Genomic DNA, 14,887 nt, shown 5'->3' on the forward strand with positions numbered 1-14,887 from the left:
CCTGTCAAGCCGGCCGGTCAGGGCGCAACAGGGTCAGATCGATCCGCCATTTATTGATTTTATTGTACAGCGTGGTGCGCGATAGCCCGAGCCGCCGCGCGGCCTGCCGCAGATTGCCGCCGCTGGATTCAATCACCTGCATGATATGGGTTCGTTCGTTGTCTTCCAGCCTGGCGGACGGCGCGGCGTCAGGTTCAGTACGATCGCGCGTGATTTCCTCCGGCAGGTCGCCCACGTCGATCTGCAGCCCTTCGCACAGGTTCACCATTCTTTCCACCAGATTTTCCAGTTCGCGCACGTTGCCCGGCCAGCGCCAGGCGCTAAGGCAGGCCATCGCCTGCGGCGATACCTGCGGCGGGATCTTTTTCATGCGCGTACAGAGTTTGTGCACAAAGCCGTTAACCAGCCCGGCGATATCTTCCCGTCGTTCGCGCAGCGGCGGAACGGAGAGGGAGATGACGTTGAGGCGGTAATACAGATCGCGCCGAAAAGCGCCTTGTTCCACGGCCAGCGCCAGATCGCAATTGGTGGCCGCCACGATGCGTACGTTAACCTTCACCGGGTGCGTGGCGCCGATCCGCAACACTTCGCTCTCCTGCAACACGCGCAGCAGGCTGGTTTGCGCATCCAGCGGCATTTCGCCGATTTCGTCGAGCAGCAGAGTGCCGCCATCCGCCAGCTCAAACTTGCCGGCGGAACCGCCACGGCGCGAGCCGGTAAAGGCGCCATCCACGTAACCGAAAAGCTCGCTCTGCACCAGATCGCGCGGCAAGGCGCCGCAGTTAACGGCAACGAAAGGCTCGTTGCTGCGTGTGCTGCCGTTGTGGATCGCCTGGGCAAACAGCTCTTTGCCGGTTCCGCTCTCGCCGGTCAGCAGTACGGTGCTGTCGCTGCGGCTGCTGGTGCGCGCCTTGGCGATGGCCTCCCGTATGCGGCTGGAATGGCCGTATATCATGTCAAAGGTATAGCTGGCGCTGACGCCCATCACGCGGCGGGTGATGGCGCGAATACGCTGGTTCTCCCGCAGGGAGAGCACCCGGCCGTCATCCGGCGCGGGCATCAGTGAAATCACGCAGGAGAGCGCCGGTTTGCCTTCGGGCATAAAGACCATTTCACGATCGTTACAAAACGGCATGGTCAGCAACGAGCCGGACTGCGGGCGCAGCAACTGATCGATAGGCAGTTCGCCAGGCTCCAGTCCGTCAAAAATCTGGCGCGCATAGCGGTTGACGGTTTTCAGCCTGCCGTGGCGATCGCAGACAATAACTCCTTCATTCAGCGTTTCCAGAATGGACTGTTGCTCCGCCAGCAGCCGACGCAACTGCAACTGTTGGCCGACGGCCTCCGCAGCCGCCTGTACCGTGCCCAGGGTGTGGGCGTTGAAGTTATCCGGCGTGGCGGTGAGCGTCAGCACGCCGATCATCACGCCTTCAGCGTTACGCACCGGCGCCGCCGCACATTGGCGATGGCGCTGACGCAGCGCCATTTTCCAGTTTTCACCGCTTAACACATACACCAGGCGCTGTTCCCGCAGGCAGCGCGCGGTGCAGTTGGTGCCCTGAACCTCCTCGCTCAGGATGCTGCCGACCGGCGTCAAATCCGCGCCGCAGTAGTGAAGGGTGACGCCGTTGGCGTCGGTCAGGTTGATGTGGCCGTCAGGGTTGTAGGCCAGCAGGTTTTCCATGATGCTGTGCGCCACCTTAATCAGCTCGCTGTTTTGCGCCAGAATCATCTGCAACCGGTCTGCCGGCGGCGAGTGATACACGAACTCCTCGGGGTCAATGCCGTTTTCACGCGAACGTTGCCAGGATTGCAGGATCGACCTGCGGATCCAGCCGGGTTGTCCACCCTCGTTAAACGCCTGCCAGCCTTGCCAAAACAGGCTGTCCCATTCACTGGCCTCCGGGCCTTCCGGGAGGCTGAAAATCGGGTCGCTCTCATCTTTGATCGGCATCAGTCCGGCGGCAGTGTGCATGCGGCTCTCCAGTGTGGAATGTAATGTTCATTTTATTGACATGTGAAATTTACATGTCAATTTAGTTGTCACTCCGCCGCTTCTATCTGTGCAGCGCTTCACAAATTCCCCGCTTTTCGAGCTGGCATCCCCTTTGCAATACCCACAGTGAACTCCGTAGCCCGACAAGGGCGTTAACCCACATAAGGAATCACTATGAGTCATTCACCTCAAAACGTGCGCGTTGGCCTGATCGGTGCCGGCCGAATGGGCAGTTTCCATGCGGAGTCATTGGCGCGACGCGTGCCGGGCGCCGTTTTGGCCGCCGTGGCCGATCCGCTGCCGGGGGCCGCGCAGCGATTGGCGGACAGGCTGGGCGTCAGCGCCTTTAGCGATTTGCAGAGCATGCTGGATGACAGCGCAATTGATGCGGTAGCCATTGCTTCCCCGGCGCGTACCCATGCGGAATGGGTGATTGCCGCCGCCCGGGCAGGGAAGCATGTGTTCTGCGAAAAACCGATGGCCATCACGCTGGAAGAGGCGGATCGGGCCATCGCCGCCGCCAAACAGGCGGGCGTCGTGCTGCAAGTGGGGTTTAATCGCCGCTTTGTCAGCGGTTTTGCCGCCGCCATTGCCGCCGTGAAGGCGGGAGAGAATGGCATTACCCAGCTTTCACGATCGGTAACCCGCGATCCGCAGTTGCGCGATCCGGCGCCGATCCCCGCCTGGACCATTTTTTTGGAAACGCTGATCCACGATTTTGACACGCTGTTGCACTTCAACCCGGGCGCCAGGCCGGTTGAGGTATACGCGCTGGCGGATGCGCTGGTGCGCCCGGACTTCAAGGATAAGGGGTTACTGGACACCGCCGTGGTGACGATTCGCTTTGATAACGGCGCCATCGCTACCGCAGAAGCCAACTTCCAGGCGGTTTACGGCTACGACGTACGCGGCGAGGTGTTTGGCAGCAAAGGGATGCTGCAGGCGGGCAATATCAACCTGAATAACTGCGTGCGCTATCACGCCGGCGGTATCGCCATCGAAACCTCGCGTCAGGATACCGATCTGCTGCATGACGCTTATGTGGCGGAGCTGACTGAATTCGCCCGCTGTGTCCGGCAGGGGGAAACGCCGCGCGCGACCGGACAGGATGCCCGCAATGCGCTGGAGATTGCCTTGGCCTGTATCGAGTCGGTGAAGCAGGGCAAACCGATCACGCTGGGGAGACCATAATGGCCGGATATCAGCTGTCTGTATGCGCCGAGATGGTGTTTCTCGATCTGCCGTTTGTTGAACGGGTCGCGCGTATTCATGCGCTCGGCTTCGGCGTCGAGATCTGGAACTGGGAAAATAAAGATCTTGATGCGCTGATTGGCACCGGCGCGCGTTTTACTTCAATGACCGGTTATCTCGCCGGCAACCTGACCGACGACGAGGATATCGCCCAGCTGTTGCAAACGGCGGAACTGTCGCTTGCCATCGCGCAGCGGTTGAACTGCCCCAGCCTGAATCTGCACGGCACCGGCCTGGATCCCAACGGCTTGCCGGTGAAGCCGGTGGAGGTGGTGACCGGCGCCATGTGGCTGAAGGCGGCCGATACCCTGGGCAAGTTGGCGCAACGGGGTGAGCGCGCCGGCAAGGTGTTCACGTTGGAAAACCTCAACCTGCCGCGCGACCATCCGGGCACGCCCTTTGCCAAAGCCTGCGACACGCTGGCCTTGGTTGAGGCGGTCAACAGCCCAGGCCTGAAGATGAACCTCGATCTTTATCATGCGCAAATCGGCGAAGGCAATCTCATCGAGCTTATTCGCCGTTGCGGGCCGGCGATCGGCGAAATTCAGGTGGCCGACGTACCGGGGCGGCAACAGCCGGGGACCGGCGAAATCAACTACCGGGCCATCGCCCGCGCGTTGGACGAGATCGGCTACCGGGGCGTAGTGGCATTGGAGGGATGGGCATCCGATGACAGCACCGCGGCGCTGCAACAGTTCCGCGACCATTTCACTTTATAACCGCAGTAACCCCGGGCTGTGGTCTGTTGCCCGGGATAAAAAGTGATGCATTGATTTTAATAATAAATTTATCTCAACCTACAGGATGACATCATGAAAATCAGAAGCGTGCTGTTGATATTGCTGAGCCTGTTTATGGCTTTTAACGCCCAGGCGAAAACCTACAAGGTCGGCGTCGCGCTGGCCAATTTCGATCTCAACTTCGTGTCCATTTTACGCTCGCAAATGGTGAGCGAACTTAAGCGGTTGAACATGGACGGCCAGTTTGTCGATGCCAAAGGCGACGTGGCGCTGCAAGTGCAACAGGTGGACGATTTCATCAACCTGGGGGTGGATGCCATTATCCTCAACCCGGTGGATACCCAGGGCGTGAAGCCGATGATGGATGCCGCCGAGCGTGCCCACATCCCGCTGATTTTCGTCAATCGCAAACCGGAAGTTAAGCTGGGTAATGCCATGGCGTATGTGGGGTCAGACTCGGCGGAAGGCGGCAAGTTGCAAATGGAGGCGCTGGCGAAACGGATGAATTATCGCGGTAATGTGGCGATCCTGATGGGTGCGCTGTCCAATGAAGAGGCGCGTGAACGCACCCGCGCGGTGGAAGCGGTGATCGCCAGGTATAAGGACATGAAGGTACTGGAAAAGCAGAGCGCCAAATGGCAGCGCAATGAAGCGGTGGATGTGGTGTCCGGGTGGTTGCTGAACGGCCGCCCGATCGACGCTATCGCCGCCAATAACGATGAAATGGCGATTGGCGCCATCATGGCGCTGAACCAGGCCAAAAACAAAAGCGTCCTGGTGGCGGGCATTGACGGTACGCCGGACGGCCTGCAGTTTATTAAAAACGGTGGCATGGTATTGACCATTTTCCAGGACGCCAAAGGGCAGGCTATCGGGGCGGTGCAGGTCACCAGGGCATTGCTGGAAAAGCAAAAGACCGAGGCTTACCACTGGGTGCCTTATAAAACCGTCACTCAGCAGAATCTGGCGGAGTTTGCGGCCGCCAATCAACAATAGCCGCAGGTTCTGCGGCTATTGTCGGATGGTTTCATTACTCAGGCGACGGCGCGCGGGGTGCGCTTGGCCAGCATGCGCAGCGTCAGGCCGCCCGCCGACGCCAGCGTGGCCAGCAATACGACGCCCGGCCAACCGGCGCTTTCGAGGACTTTGCTGCCGAGAGCGGCACCGCTCGCCATACCGATGAACACCAGGGTAAACATGATGGCATTCAGGCGGCTGCGGGCAGCCGGATTGATGGCGTAAATAATGGTCTGGTGCGCCACCAGCGTCGCCTGGATACCAAGATCAAAACCGACCGCGCTCAGCGCGATGAGCGCCAGCTGTGCGGGCAGCGGAAGCCAGGGCAGCAGAAACATCAGGGCGAATGAACACACCACCATGGCGGCGCCGATTTTAGTGACATAGTCCGGCCCGTGACGATCGGCCAGCATGCCCGCCAGGGGGGCTGCCAGCGCACCGGCCGCGCCTGCCAACCCAAAAGCACCGGCTACGGCGCTGCCAAGCTGATATTTTTCCGCCAGCATGACCGCCAGCGTCGACCAGAAAGCGCTGAACGCGACCGACAGCAAGCCCTGAGCCAACGCCGCACGCCGCAGTTCCGGGTAGTCGGCCCACAGTTTCCCCAATGAGCGCAGCAGCGCCGGGTAGCTCAGCGTGGTATTGGGTTTAAAACGCGGCAGTACCGCGCCGATCGTGAGGGTAATGACCAGCACCCCCAATGCCGCCAGCATATAAACGCTGCGCCAGCCGAAATATTCCGCCACCACGCCGCTGAACACGCGCGAGAGTAAAATGCCGGCTAGCAACCCGGTCATCACCGTGCCTACCGTTTTGCCCCGGTTGGCGTCCGAAGCGAGCGTGGCGGCCGCCGGGATAATGTCCTGCGCTACCGTCGCGGCCAAGCCGATCGCCAGGCTGCTGAGCAACAGCAGCGGAAATGAAGAAGAAAAACCGCACAGCAGCAGGGTGAGTGCCAACAGCACGCCCTTTATCCGAATGATCTGGCGGCGATCGTGACGGTCGCCCAGCGGAGCCAGCAGCAGGATGCCCAGCGCATAGCCCGCCTGGGTCAGCGTGGGTACCATGCCGGTATCGCTGACCCCGGCGTGGAAGGTGTTGCCCATAATGCTCAGCATCGGCTGGCTGTAGTAAATGGACGCCACGCTCAGACCGGCGCCGGCGGCCAGCAGGAAAACGATTTTGGCGGAAAGCGCATTGTCGGGCGCGGTGGTGGTGGCTGAAATCAGGCTCATGACGGTTATCCAGAACGAGTAAAGTGGGGCTATTCTTGCCAGTTTTCGGTGGAAACTGTAGCCCCCGCACAGGTAAAACTGTTATACGTAATACGTATGAATAAAAATCCTTTTCCCAATGGCGATCGTATAGCCATGCTGCAAACTCTGGTGCGCATTGTCGACAGCGGCAGCCTCTCGGCTGCGGCGGCGCAAATGAACACCTCACAGCCCACCATTAGCCGGCGTCTCCAGGTGCTGGAGCAACTGCTCGGCGTTAAATTAATCCAGCGTACGACTCACGCCATGAAGCTGACGGACGACGGCGAGCGTTGCTATCAGCATGCGCGCAAGCTGATTGAGCACTGGCAAATCATGGAGGATGAACTGCGCGGCGTGCGCGATGAACCCGTGGGCGTATTGCGGGTGCGTGCGCCGCATGCCTTTGGCCAGGATCAACTGATCGGGCCGCTGGGGGATTACCTGCAACGCTATCGTCAGACCAGCGTGGAATGGACGCTCAACGATCATTCGCCCGATTTCATTCCGCAAGGCGTGGATTGCGCAATCCACGTCGGTGCGGTGACCGATCCTTCGGTGGTCGCGGTGCTGCTGGCGCAGGTGCCGCGCATTGTGGTGGCTGCGCCTGAACTGCTGGCGCGCCACACGCCGCCGGCGCAGATCGGCGATTTGGCGCAGTTGCCCTGGCTGGCGCTAAACAGTTTTTATCGCAATGAAGTGACGTTGACGCATACCGCCAGCGGCGAAGATTACCGTTTTGACATCGTTCCCAGGCTGAGTACCGACAGCCTTTATGCCGTGCGCAAGGCGGCGCTGAACGGCGTGGGGGTGGCCATGTTGTCATCCTGGGTGGTCAAACAGGATCTGGAGCAGGGGCTGCTTACCCCGTTGATGCCGGACTGGCACGCCGCGCCCTTGCCGATTTATCTGCTTTACCCCTATGCCAGTTATTATCCGGCGCGGTTGCGTAAATTCCTTGAGCTGATGAAAGAAGTGATGCCGCGCATCACCGGCGCGCAGGCGCCATTGCCGTGAGGGTGACGGTTTTGCCCGGCGCACAGCGGAATAGGTCGTCAGCGCAGCGATAAACAGCGTAAATGTAGAGCGCCGGCGGGCGGATTCGACCTGATTGGCGACGGTATCTGTTTGATAATCGAAGAACACCTACTGTCCATTTCACTCGAGAGAATCGCCCATGCACTTTACTCAAGCCATTGCCAGACTCCCTGCCGATAGCTGCGGCAGCGGCCAGACTACCGCTCAATTGGGCGCGCCGGATATCGCCGCCACCGGCCGTCAGTTTTTGGCCTATGTGGATACCTTGCTGCGCCTGGGCCTGAAAGTGACGGTGCTACCGGCGGCCCCGGCCTTCCCGGACGCTCACTTTGTGGAAGACACGGCGGTGGTGATGCCGGAGCTGACGGTGATCACCCATCCGGGGGCGCCGAGCCGCCAGGGCGAGGTGGACACCATTGCGCCGCTGTTTGAAGGCGTGCGCCCGGTGGTACGGATGAGCCGGCGCGGCCACCTTGACGGCGGCGACGTGCTGTTGGTCGATCGTCAGTTTTTTATTGGCCTGACGGCGCGCACCGATGAAGCCGGCATTGGCGAGTTTGCCGCTGCGGTAGAGCCGTATGGCTACCGGGTGACCGCCATTGAAGTCAGCGCCGGTCTGCACCTGAAATCCATCGTCAACTATGTTGGCCACAACACCCTGCTGCTGACGGAAGACTACCAGCGCCATCCTGCCTTTAGCGGCTTTAACGGCATCGTCATCCCTGAAGCGGAGTCCTACGCCGGCAACACGCTGTGGATCAACGATACCTTGATTACCCCACGGGGTTACCCACACACGCTGGCCCAAATCGAAAAGTTGGGCATGCCTATCGTTCAGCTCGACACCAGCGAATTTAAAAAAATGGACGGCGGCCTGACCTGCCTGTCACTTCGTTTCTAGCGCTTTCTTTCACCGGGGATCTCAGCCATGAAAAAAACATTAGCGGTTCTACTGACCAGCCTGGCCCTGGGTGGCCCGGCGGCGGCCCAGTCTTTCGATACCATCAGCTTTGGCGTCGACGGCGGTTATCCGCCTTTTGACGTGCTTTCGCCCAGCGGCGAGATCACCGGTTTTGATATCGATATCGCCAATGCGCTGTGTACGCAGCTGCATGCCAAATGCGTTTTCGTCAAACAGCCTTTTGAAAGCATGATCGCGGCGCTCAATGCGCGTAAGTTCGATGCCATTATCGCTTCATTGACCATCACCGACGAGCGCAAGAAAGAAGTGGACTTTACCGATCGCTACTACCGCAGCTCGGCGCAGTTGGTGGCGCGCAAGGGCAGCCCGTTGCTGCCGGACGCCGCCAGCCTGAAAGGCAAAACGGTCGGCGTGCAGACCGGTTCCATTCATGAAACCTATGCGAAGAAACATTGGGCCGGACAGGGCGTGAAGATCGTTTCTTACGCCAACCAGGACAATGTCTATCTGGATTTGATGTCCGGGCGGATTAATGCGTCGTTGCAGGATAATACCCAGGCGGCCAGCAGCTTTATCGATACGCCGCGCGGGCAGAAATTTGCTTTCGCCGGGCCGGCGATTACGGACAGCAGCATCTCCTCTGACGTGGGCATCGCGGTGGGCAAGGACAACCCGGCGCTGCGTGACGCGCTCAACGGCGCCATTAAGGCCATCCGCGCCGATGGCACCTACGACGCCATCCAGAAAAAGTATTTCAGCTTCGACATTTACGGCGGCTAAACCGGCGCGCCGACGCCGGCTGGCCCGGCATCAAGTCAAGTATGGGAGGGTGGGATGGTCATCGAGTATTTGCCGTTGCTGGCTCACGGCGCGGCGCTGTCGCTGTGCGTGATGCTGGTTTCGCTGGCGGTGGCGCTGGCGCTCGGCCTGATCAATGCGCTGATCAAGCTGTTTGGCCCGCGCTGGCTGCGTTGGCTATCGACGGGGTACACCACGCTGGTGCGCGGCATTCCCGAACTGGTGATCATGCTGTTGCTGTTCTTTGGCGGCGAAATGCTGGTCAACGGCGTTCTTGGCCTGCTGGGGTTGGGGCCGTTGCGCTTCAACACCTTTATCTCCGGCGTGCTGGCGATTGGTTTCGTGTTTGGCGCTTACTACACGGAAACCTTTCGCGGCGCTTTTCTCACCGTTGAGCGCGGGCAACTGGAAGCCGCAATGGCCTACGGCATGCGCCCAGGGCAGGTGTTTCGTCGTGTTCTGCTGCCGCAAATGCTGAGTTTCGCCATTCCCGGGATCAACAATAACTGGCTCGGCTTGATGAAAGCCTCGGCGCTGGTGTCGATCCTGGGGCTGGAGGACATGGTGTGGCTGGCGGAGCAGGCGGGGCGAGCGACGCAAAAAACCTTCCTGTTCTATTTCCTGGTGGCGCTGATCTATATGGCGATCACCGCGATCTCCAGTTGGGGCTTTAGCCGGCTGACGCGCCGCTACGCGCTGGCTTCCTCGACCGCTGCAGGAACACGCTGATGACTCTGCAAGATATGCTGGAAGTGACCCCCACTTTTTTGTGGAGCGACGGTTCGGATGTGACGGGGCTGGCGCTGACGGCCAAACTGTTTTTGCTGTCGGTGGTGCCGGGCCTGCTATTGGCGGTGCTGATGGCGGTCGGCCAGGTGTATGGCCCGCGCCCGCTCTCCTGGTTGATCCGTTGCGTCACCTATTTTTTCCGCAGCACGCCGCTGTATCTGCAATTGATGCTGATTTACTACGGCCTGTCGCAGTTCGACGTGGTGCAGTTGGGCTGGCAGAACGATCAGCCTTTCTGGCTGCTGTTTCGCGACGCCACTTTCTGCGCCACGCTGGCGTTGGTGCTCAATACCAGCGCCTACGTCGCCGAGCTGTTGGCCGGCATGATGGGCACCTTTCCCCGGCAGGAGTGGGTCGCCGGCGAGGCGTTTGGCATGAGCCAGTGGCAGATCATTCGCCGGCTGGTGCTGCCGGCGACGTTACGGCGGGGGATTCCGGCGCTGAATAACGAGATGGTCTTTCTGCTGCACGCCACGTCGCTGGCCAGCACGGTGACGCTGCTGGACATTACCGGGGTGGCGCGCGCTTTTTACGCCGCCACCTATTCGCCGTTTATTCCCTTCCTGATGGCGGCGGCGCTTTATCTGCTCTGCACCTTCCTGCTGATCTTCCTGTTTTCGCGGGCAGAACGGCGCTGGCTGGCCTTTATTCGCCGTGACTGAGGCGGTTCAGGAGCGCTTGATGGATTGCAATTCGGTCAGGGTAACGATTTTATCCACCCGGAATTTTTTGCTGGTCAGCCAGGCGTCGGCCAGCAGCCGGTAGCTTTCCATGCTGCGGCAGCCGATACGCACCAGAAAATCGAAACTGCCGCTGACCAGCCAGCAATCCAGCACCTCTGGGGTATTGCGCATTTCCTGCTCGAACGCCGGCTGGGAATGGCCATGATCGGCCAGCGCGATTTGCGCCTGTATCACAAAGGCATGCTCCGGTTCCGGCAGTTCGATAATGGCGCTGTAGCCACGGATAATGCCGTCTCGCTCCAGCCCGCGTACCCGTTCCTGGCAGGGACGAGCGGTCAGGTTGACCTGCTCGGAGAGCTTTTGATAGGAAATGCGGCCATCCCGGCACAGTATTTCAAGGATTTTTTTGTCGATTCGATCAAGCCGGGCTTTCTTTTCCACAGATAGGGCGTCCAATGAAAAGTAAACATCATAAGTTACCTGAACATGCCCTGGGTGGGCAGCGCCAATTCACCAGTTTTCATTTCGGCCAGCCCGGTCAGGGCGAAAAGATTTACCTGCAGGCCGGTCTGCATGCCGACGAACTGCCGGGCATGCTGGTGCTGCATTATCTTAAAAGATTACTCAGCCAGGCGGAACGGCGCGGTGAACTGCAAAGTGAAATAATCATTGTCCCGGTCGCCAATCCGTTGGGGCTGGCGCAGGTGCTGCTCAACGGCGGCGTCGGGCGGTTTGACCTGGCCAGCGGCCGCAATTTCAACCGCGACTTTCCCGATCTGGCTCTGTTGCTGCAGCATGAGGCCTTTGCCTCGCCGGAGCCTGTCGTAACGCAGGTACGCGCGGCGATGCGCGAAGCCTTGCACGCCATGCCGGACCGCAGCGAGGTGGAAGCCCTGCGCCGACAATTGCTGTTACTGGCCTGCGATGCCGATGTGGTGCTGGACCTGCATTGCGATGACCGCGCGATATTGCATATGTATGCCGACCCGGCCTGGCGCGAGCAGGCGGAAGACCTGGCGCGCCGCATGGGGATCGGCGCGGTGCTGCTTTCGCAAGACAGCGGGGGCGGCTCGTTCGACGAAGCCTGTGGGCTGCCGTGGCATCGGCTGGCGCAGCAGCATCCTGCGTTAAACCTGCAGCCCGGCTGCATGGCGGTCACGCTGGAACTGCGTGGGCAACAGGATATCGGCCACGAACTGGCCGGCAAGGATGCCGAACGTCTCTATGGGTATTTGCAGCACCGTGGCGCAATTGCGGGCGAGCCGCCGGCAATGCCTCCGTTGGACGTCGCCATGCTGCCGTTTGCCGCCGGGGAGATTGTTACCGCACCCGCCAGCGGCATTCTGCTGCCGTTGCGCCAGCCGGGTGAGTGGGTGGAGGCGGATGAGGCCGTGGCGGAAATCATTGACCCGATCACCGATACGGTAAAAGCGGTGCGTGCCCAGGCGGGCGGGCTAATCTATGCCAGCCGCCGCGCGCCCTTTGTCACCCTGGGGGCGGAAATCATGAAGATCGCCGGTAAAACGCCCTACAAAGGCGGCGGTGGTCTGGCGTCGTGATAGGCATTAAAAGAGCGGCGATAACGCCGCCGTCCATCGGCAGATCGCTGCCTAACCAACCCGGCGTCCGGGCCAGGCAAATCAAAATCGCTGGTTCATCAGGCGAGGCCATCCGTTTCAATCAGCGCCGATACCCTTCGCCAATCCGGGAAGCCAGTTCATGTTGCGCAAAGCATGGCAATGATCCCGGGGCTGATTGAGTTACCCGTGCCATGAATGAAATGCATGAATAGCGGGAAAGATGGCTAGCTGACCACCGTCCATGTTAAATTTGCTTGGTGCTCCGTAACGCCTGATGACAAAGAGAATTAAAAATGAAGATCGGCTATTTTTTCCCTATTGCGATTATTGTAGCGGCCTTGGTTCTGCTGACCCTGTTTTTTGTCGGCGGCTATGCCACTCCGGGCGGTTGAGCGCCATCATGTAACCGTTCGGGACAGAGAAGTCAGTGTCTATGAGCACAGCTAAACCGCGCCGCCCGCATGGGCGGTGGGTCTATTACATCTTGTATGAAGATATTCTGTGGCCTTGCCCCGTAAAGTGGGAGTGGGAAAGCAGTTACCATGCGTGGTTGCCTTTTTACTATTCGCCAACCCTGGAATTCGTTGCCGGTAACCCCGCCAAAGCGACGAAAATCACCAAAACCAAGACTAAGACCAAGACCAAGGTCTGAACCGGGTCGTTTGACTAACCCCAAGCCGTCTGGCTACCCTTAACTTGTCTCTGGCGCCCGCCCACACGTTCTCCGTCGCTAAGGAAGCCTGACCATGCGTAACTTTTCTTGCCCGAACTGCGGGCAGCAACTGTCGTTTGAAAATTCGCTGTGTTTGTCCTGTTCGAGCTGCCTGGGGTTCGATTTGCCAGGCCGGAGATTGGTGGTTATCGCTGCGCCCGACGCTGTGAGCGACGGCGAGCCGGAACAGGGGCACCTGTGCGCCAATATGCATATTGCGCAGTGCAACTGGCTGGTGGAGCAAGAAGGGGATCTGTGCGCTTCGTGCAGCCTGACCCAAACCCGGCCGGCGGATGAGGATGCGGAAGCGCTCCCGCTGTTTGCCGAAGCCGAAACGGCCAAACGCCGCCTGATACTGGAGTTGACCGAACTGGGCTTGCCGATCGTCAGTAAAAACGACGATCCGAACAACGGGCTGATCTTCGAGTTGCTTTCCAGCGAGCGGCGCCAGGTGCTCACCGGCCATGCGAACGGCGTAATTACGCTGGATCTGGAGGAGGGAGATGACGTTCACCGCGAGCAACGTCGTATCTCTATGGGGGAAGCTTACCGCACGTTACTGGGTCACTTCCGTCATGAGGTGGGGCATTATTATTACAGCCTATTGATCATTCAGCCCGAACAGCGGCAGGCGTTTGTCGATCTGTTTGGCGACCCGGATGCGGATTACCAGCAGGCGCTCGATCGGCACTACCAACAGGGCGCCCCGGAGGGTTGGCATGAATGTTACGTTTCCGCCTATGCCACCATGCACGCCGCCGAGGACTGGGCGGAAACCTTTGCTCATTATCTGCATATGCGCGACACCCTGGACACGGCCGCGGCTTACGGTTTTGCCGCGCCAGACGCCGCTTTCGGCCATTCAGATGAAATCCCGGATTTTGATCGCCTGATCGCGCAGTGGTTACCGGTCTCCTGGGCGCTGAATCAGCTCAATCGTTCGATGGGGCATGCCGATCTTTACCCCTTTGTGTTGCCGGCCCCGGTGCTGGAGAAAATGCGATTTATCCACCAGACCATTACCGACACGGATAAAAAGGGCACTGGACTGCCAGTGCCCTGATGCGTTGACTTAAAGCGACATATCCACCACCACGCGGCCGGTGATTTTGCCCTCGCGCATGCGGCCGAAGATGTTGTTGATTTGATCCAGCGGCTCTACCGAGATGGTTGCCGCGACTTTACTGCGGCCGGCGAAATCCAGTGCCTCTTGCAGATCCTTGCGCGTACCGACAATCGAACCGCGTACCGTCGTACCTTCCAGCACCATATTGAAGATTGAAAGGTCAAAACTGCCCGGCGGCAGGCCATTCAATACCATGGTGCCGCCACGTCGCATCACGGTGGTCGCCTGTTCAAACGCCTTTGGCGATACCGCCGTCACCAGCACGCCGTGCGCGCCACCGAATTCCTGATGGAAAAAACGGCCAGGATCGACGTTTCGCGCGTTAGCCACCACCGAAGCGCCCAGGCTTTTGGCGAAGGCCAGCTTGTCATCGTCAATATCGACAGCCGCCACGTTCAACCCCATAGCGGTGGCGTATTGGATCGCCAGATGCCCGAGACCGCCAATACCGGAGATGACCACCCAGTCGCCGGCCTTGGTATTGGTCATTTTCAGACCCTTATAGACAGTGACGCCGGCGCAGAGGATCGGTGAGATAGACAGAAAATCGACGTTATCGGGCAGAATACCCACGTAATTGGCATCGGCCAGGCAGTATTCGGCAAAGCTGCCGTTGACCGAATAACCCGAGTTTTGCTGAGAATGGCACAGCGTTTCCCAGCCGCCGAGACAGTGTTCGCAGTGCCCGCAGGCAGAGTAAAGCCAGGGCACCCCTACGCGATCCCCCTCTTTTACGTGGGTAACGCCGGCGCCCACCGCCACGACGTGACCTGAGCCCTCATGCCCGGGAATAAAAGGCGGGTTGGGTTTGACCGGCCAGTCGCCGTCGGCTGCGTGCAGATCGGTATGGCACACCCCGGTGGCGGCAATCTTGACCAGGATTTTCCCGGGCGTGACCTCCGGGATCGGGACTTCTTTAATCACCAAGGGTTGTCCAAACGCAGTCACCACAGCAGCTTTCATCGTTTTCATTTTCAGACCT

General features: G+C 59.6%; 16 protein-coding genes. 12 read left to right on the forward strand and 4 right to left on the reverse strand.

Annotated elements, in window-relative coordinates; translation table 11 throughout:
- Positions 1-4 precede the first annotated feature (4 nt).
- Positions 5-1,975, reverse strand: a complete 1,971-nt coding sequence (locus tag JK621_RS10785) for a sigma-54-dependent Fis family transcriptional regulator (RefSeq protein WP_212559782.1) — start codon at positions 1,973-1,975, stop codon at positions 5-7.
- A gap of 195 nt (positions 1,976-2,170) precedes the next feature.
- On the opposite strand from JK621_RS10785, the gene JK621_RS10790 reads away from it, so the two are divergent.
- The 3 genes from JK621_RS10790 to JK621_RS10800 all read left to right on the forward strand — a co-directional run bounded on the left by JK621_RS10790 (position 2,171) and on the right by JK621_RS10800 (position 4,983).
- Entirely contained in the window at positions 2,171-3,187 is a 1,017-nt protein-coding gene (locus JK621_RS10790) for a Gfo/Idh/MocA family oxidoreductase (RefSeq protein ID WP_212559783.1), read from the forward strand.
- Positions 3,187-3,966, forward strand: a complete 780-nt coding sequence (locus tag JK621_RS10795) for a TIM barrel protein (RefSeq protein WP_212559784.1) — start codon at positions 3,187-3,189, stop codon at positions 3,964-3,966. Before JK621_RS10790 ends, JK621_RS10795 begins: the two co-directional genes overlap by 1 nt.
- 93 nt (positions 3,967-4,059) lie before the next feature.
- Positions 4,060-4,983, forward strand: a complete 924-nt coding sequence (locus JK621_RS10800) for a substrate-binding domain-containing protein (protein ID WP_212559785.1) — start codon at positions 4,060-4,062, stop codon at positions 4,981-4,983.
- Between the two features lie 38 nt (positions 4,984-5,021).
- Here JK621_RS10800 and JK621_RS10805 read toward each other — a convergent pair whose 3' ends face one another.
- Positions 5,022-6,239 carry an MFS transporter gene (locus JK621_RS10805; protein ID WP_212559786.1) on the reverse strand — a complete coding sequence of 406 codons (1,218 nt, stop codon included), beginning with the start codon at positions 6,237-6,239 and terminating at the stop codon, positions 5,022-5,024.
- 96 nt (positions 6,240-6,335) lie between these two features.
- Between JK621_RS10805 and JK621_RS10810 the strand changes: the two genes are divergently transcribed.
- The 5 genes from JK621_RS10810 (at position 6,336) to JK621_RS10830 (ending at position 10,466) form a co-directional block, all read left to right on the forward strand.
- Positions 6,336-7,274, forward strand: a complete 939-nt coding sequence (locus tag JK621_RS10810; RefSeq protein ID WP_212559787.1) for a LysR family transcriptional regulator — start codon at positions 6,336-6,338, stop codon at positions 7,272-7,274.
- A 160-nt stretch (positions 7,275-7,434) separates the two neighbouring features.
- Positions 7,435-8,196: a dimethylarginine dimethylaminohydrolase family protein gene (locus JK621_RS10815; protein WP_212559788.1), complete on the forward strand. Its 762-nt coding sequence runs from the start codon at positions 7,435-7,437 to the stop codon at positions 8,194-8,196.
- 27 nt (positions 8,197-8,223) lie between these two features.
- The gene (locus tag JK621_RS10820) at positions 8,224-8,997 is read left to right on the forward strand and encodes an ABC transporter substrate-binding protein (RefSeq protein WP_004944430.1); all 774 of its coding nucleotides are present in this window, start codon (positions 8,224-8,226) and stop codon (positions 8,995-8,997) included.
- Positions 8,998-9,051: 54 nt separating this feature from the next.
- A complete protein-coding gene (locus JK621_RS10825; protein ID WP_212559789.1) occupies positions 9,052-9,744 on the forward strand; it encodes an ABC transporter permease in 693 nt (230 codons plus the stop codon).
- On the forward strand, positions 9,744-10,466 hold the full coding sequence (locus JK621_RS10830; RefSeq protein WP_062870819.1) for an ABC transporter permease: 723 nt from the start codon (positions 9,744-9,746) through the stop codon (positions 10,464-10,466). Before JK621_RS10825 ends, JK621_RS10830 begins: the two co-directional genes overlap by 1 nt.
- Positions 10,467-10,472: 6 nt before the next feature.
- Here the strand turns inward: JK621_RS10830 and JK621_RS10835 are convergent, their stop codons facing one another.
- Positions 10,473-10,928 carry an Lrp/AsnC family transcriptional regulator gene (locus JK621_RS10835; protein WP_004944442.1) on the reverse strand — a complete coding sequence of 152 codons (456 nt, stop codon included), beginning with the start codon at positions 10,926-10,928 and terminating at the stop codon, positions 10,473-10,475.
- 14 nt (positions 10,929-10,942) lie between these two features.
- On the opposite strand from JK621_RS10835, the gene JK621_RS10840 reads away from it, so the two are divergent.
- The 4 genes from JK621_RS10840 (at position 10,943) to JK621_RS10855 (ending at position 13,842) form a co-directional block, all read left to right on the forward strand.
- A complete protein-coding gene (locus tag JK621_RS10840) occupies positions 10,943-12,046 on the forward strand; it encodes a succinylglutamate desuccinylase/aspartoacylase family protein (RefSeq protein WP_212559790.1) in 1,104 nt (367 codons plus the stop codon).
- 314 nt (positions 12,047-12,360) lie between these two features.
- A complete protein-coding gene (locus JK621_RS10845) occupies positions 12,361-12,459 on the forward strand; it encodes a YoaK family small membrane protein (RefSeq protein WP_020439032.1) in 99 nt (32 codons plus the stop codon).
- Positions 12,460-12,500: 41 nt separating this feature from the next.
- Positions 12,501-12,719 (forward strand): hypothetical protein, encoded by a 219-nt coding sequence (locus tag JK621_RS10850; RefSeq protein ID WP_212559791.1) that lies wholly within the window; start codon positions 12,501-12,503, stop codon positions 12,717-12,719.
- Positions 12,720-12,813: 94 nt separating this feature from the next.
- Positions 12,814-13,842: a zinc-binding metallopeptidase family protein gene (locus JK621_RS10855; protein ID WP_212559792.1), complete on the forward strand. Its 1,029-nt coding sequence runs from the start codon at positions 12,814-12,816 to the stop codon at positions 13,840-13,842.
- Between the two features lie 9 nt (positions 13,843-13,851).
- On the opposite strand, the gene adhP is transcribed toward JK621_RS10855, so the two are convergent.
- On the reverse strand, positions 13,852-14,877 hold the full coding sequence (adhP, locus tag JK621_RS10860; protein ID WP_212559793.1) for an alcohol dehydrogenase AdhP: 1,026 nt from the start codon (positions 14,875-14,877) through the stop codon (positions 13,852-13,854).
- Positions 14,878-14,887 lie beyond the last annotated feature (10 nt).

The organism is Serratia plymuthica (assembly GCF_018336935.1).
Lineage (GTDB): Bacteria > Pseudomonadota > Gammaproteobacteria > Enterobacterales > Enterobacteriaceae > Serratia > Serratia plymuthica_B.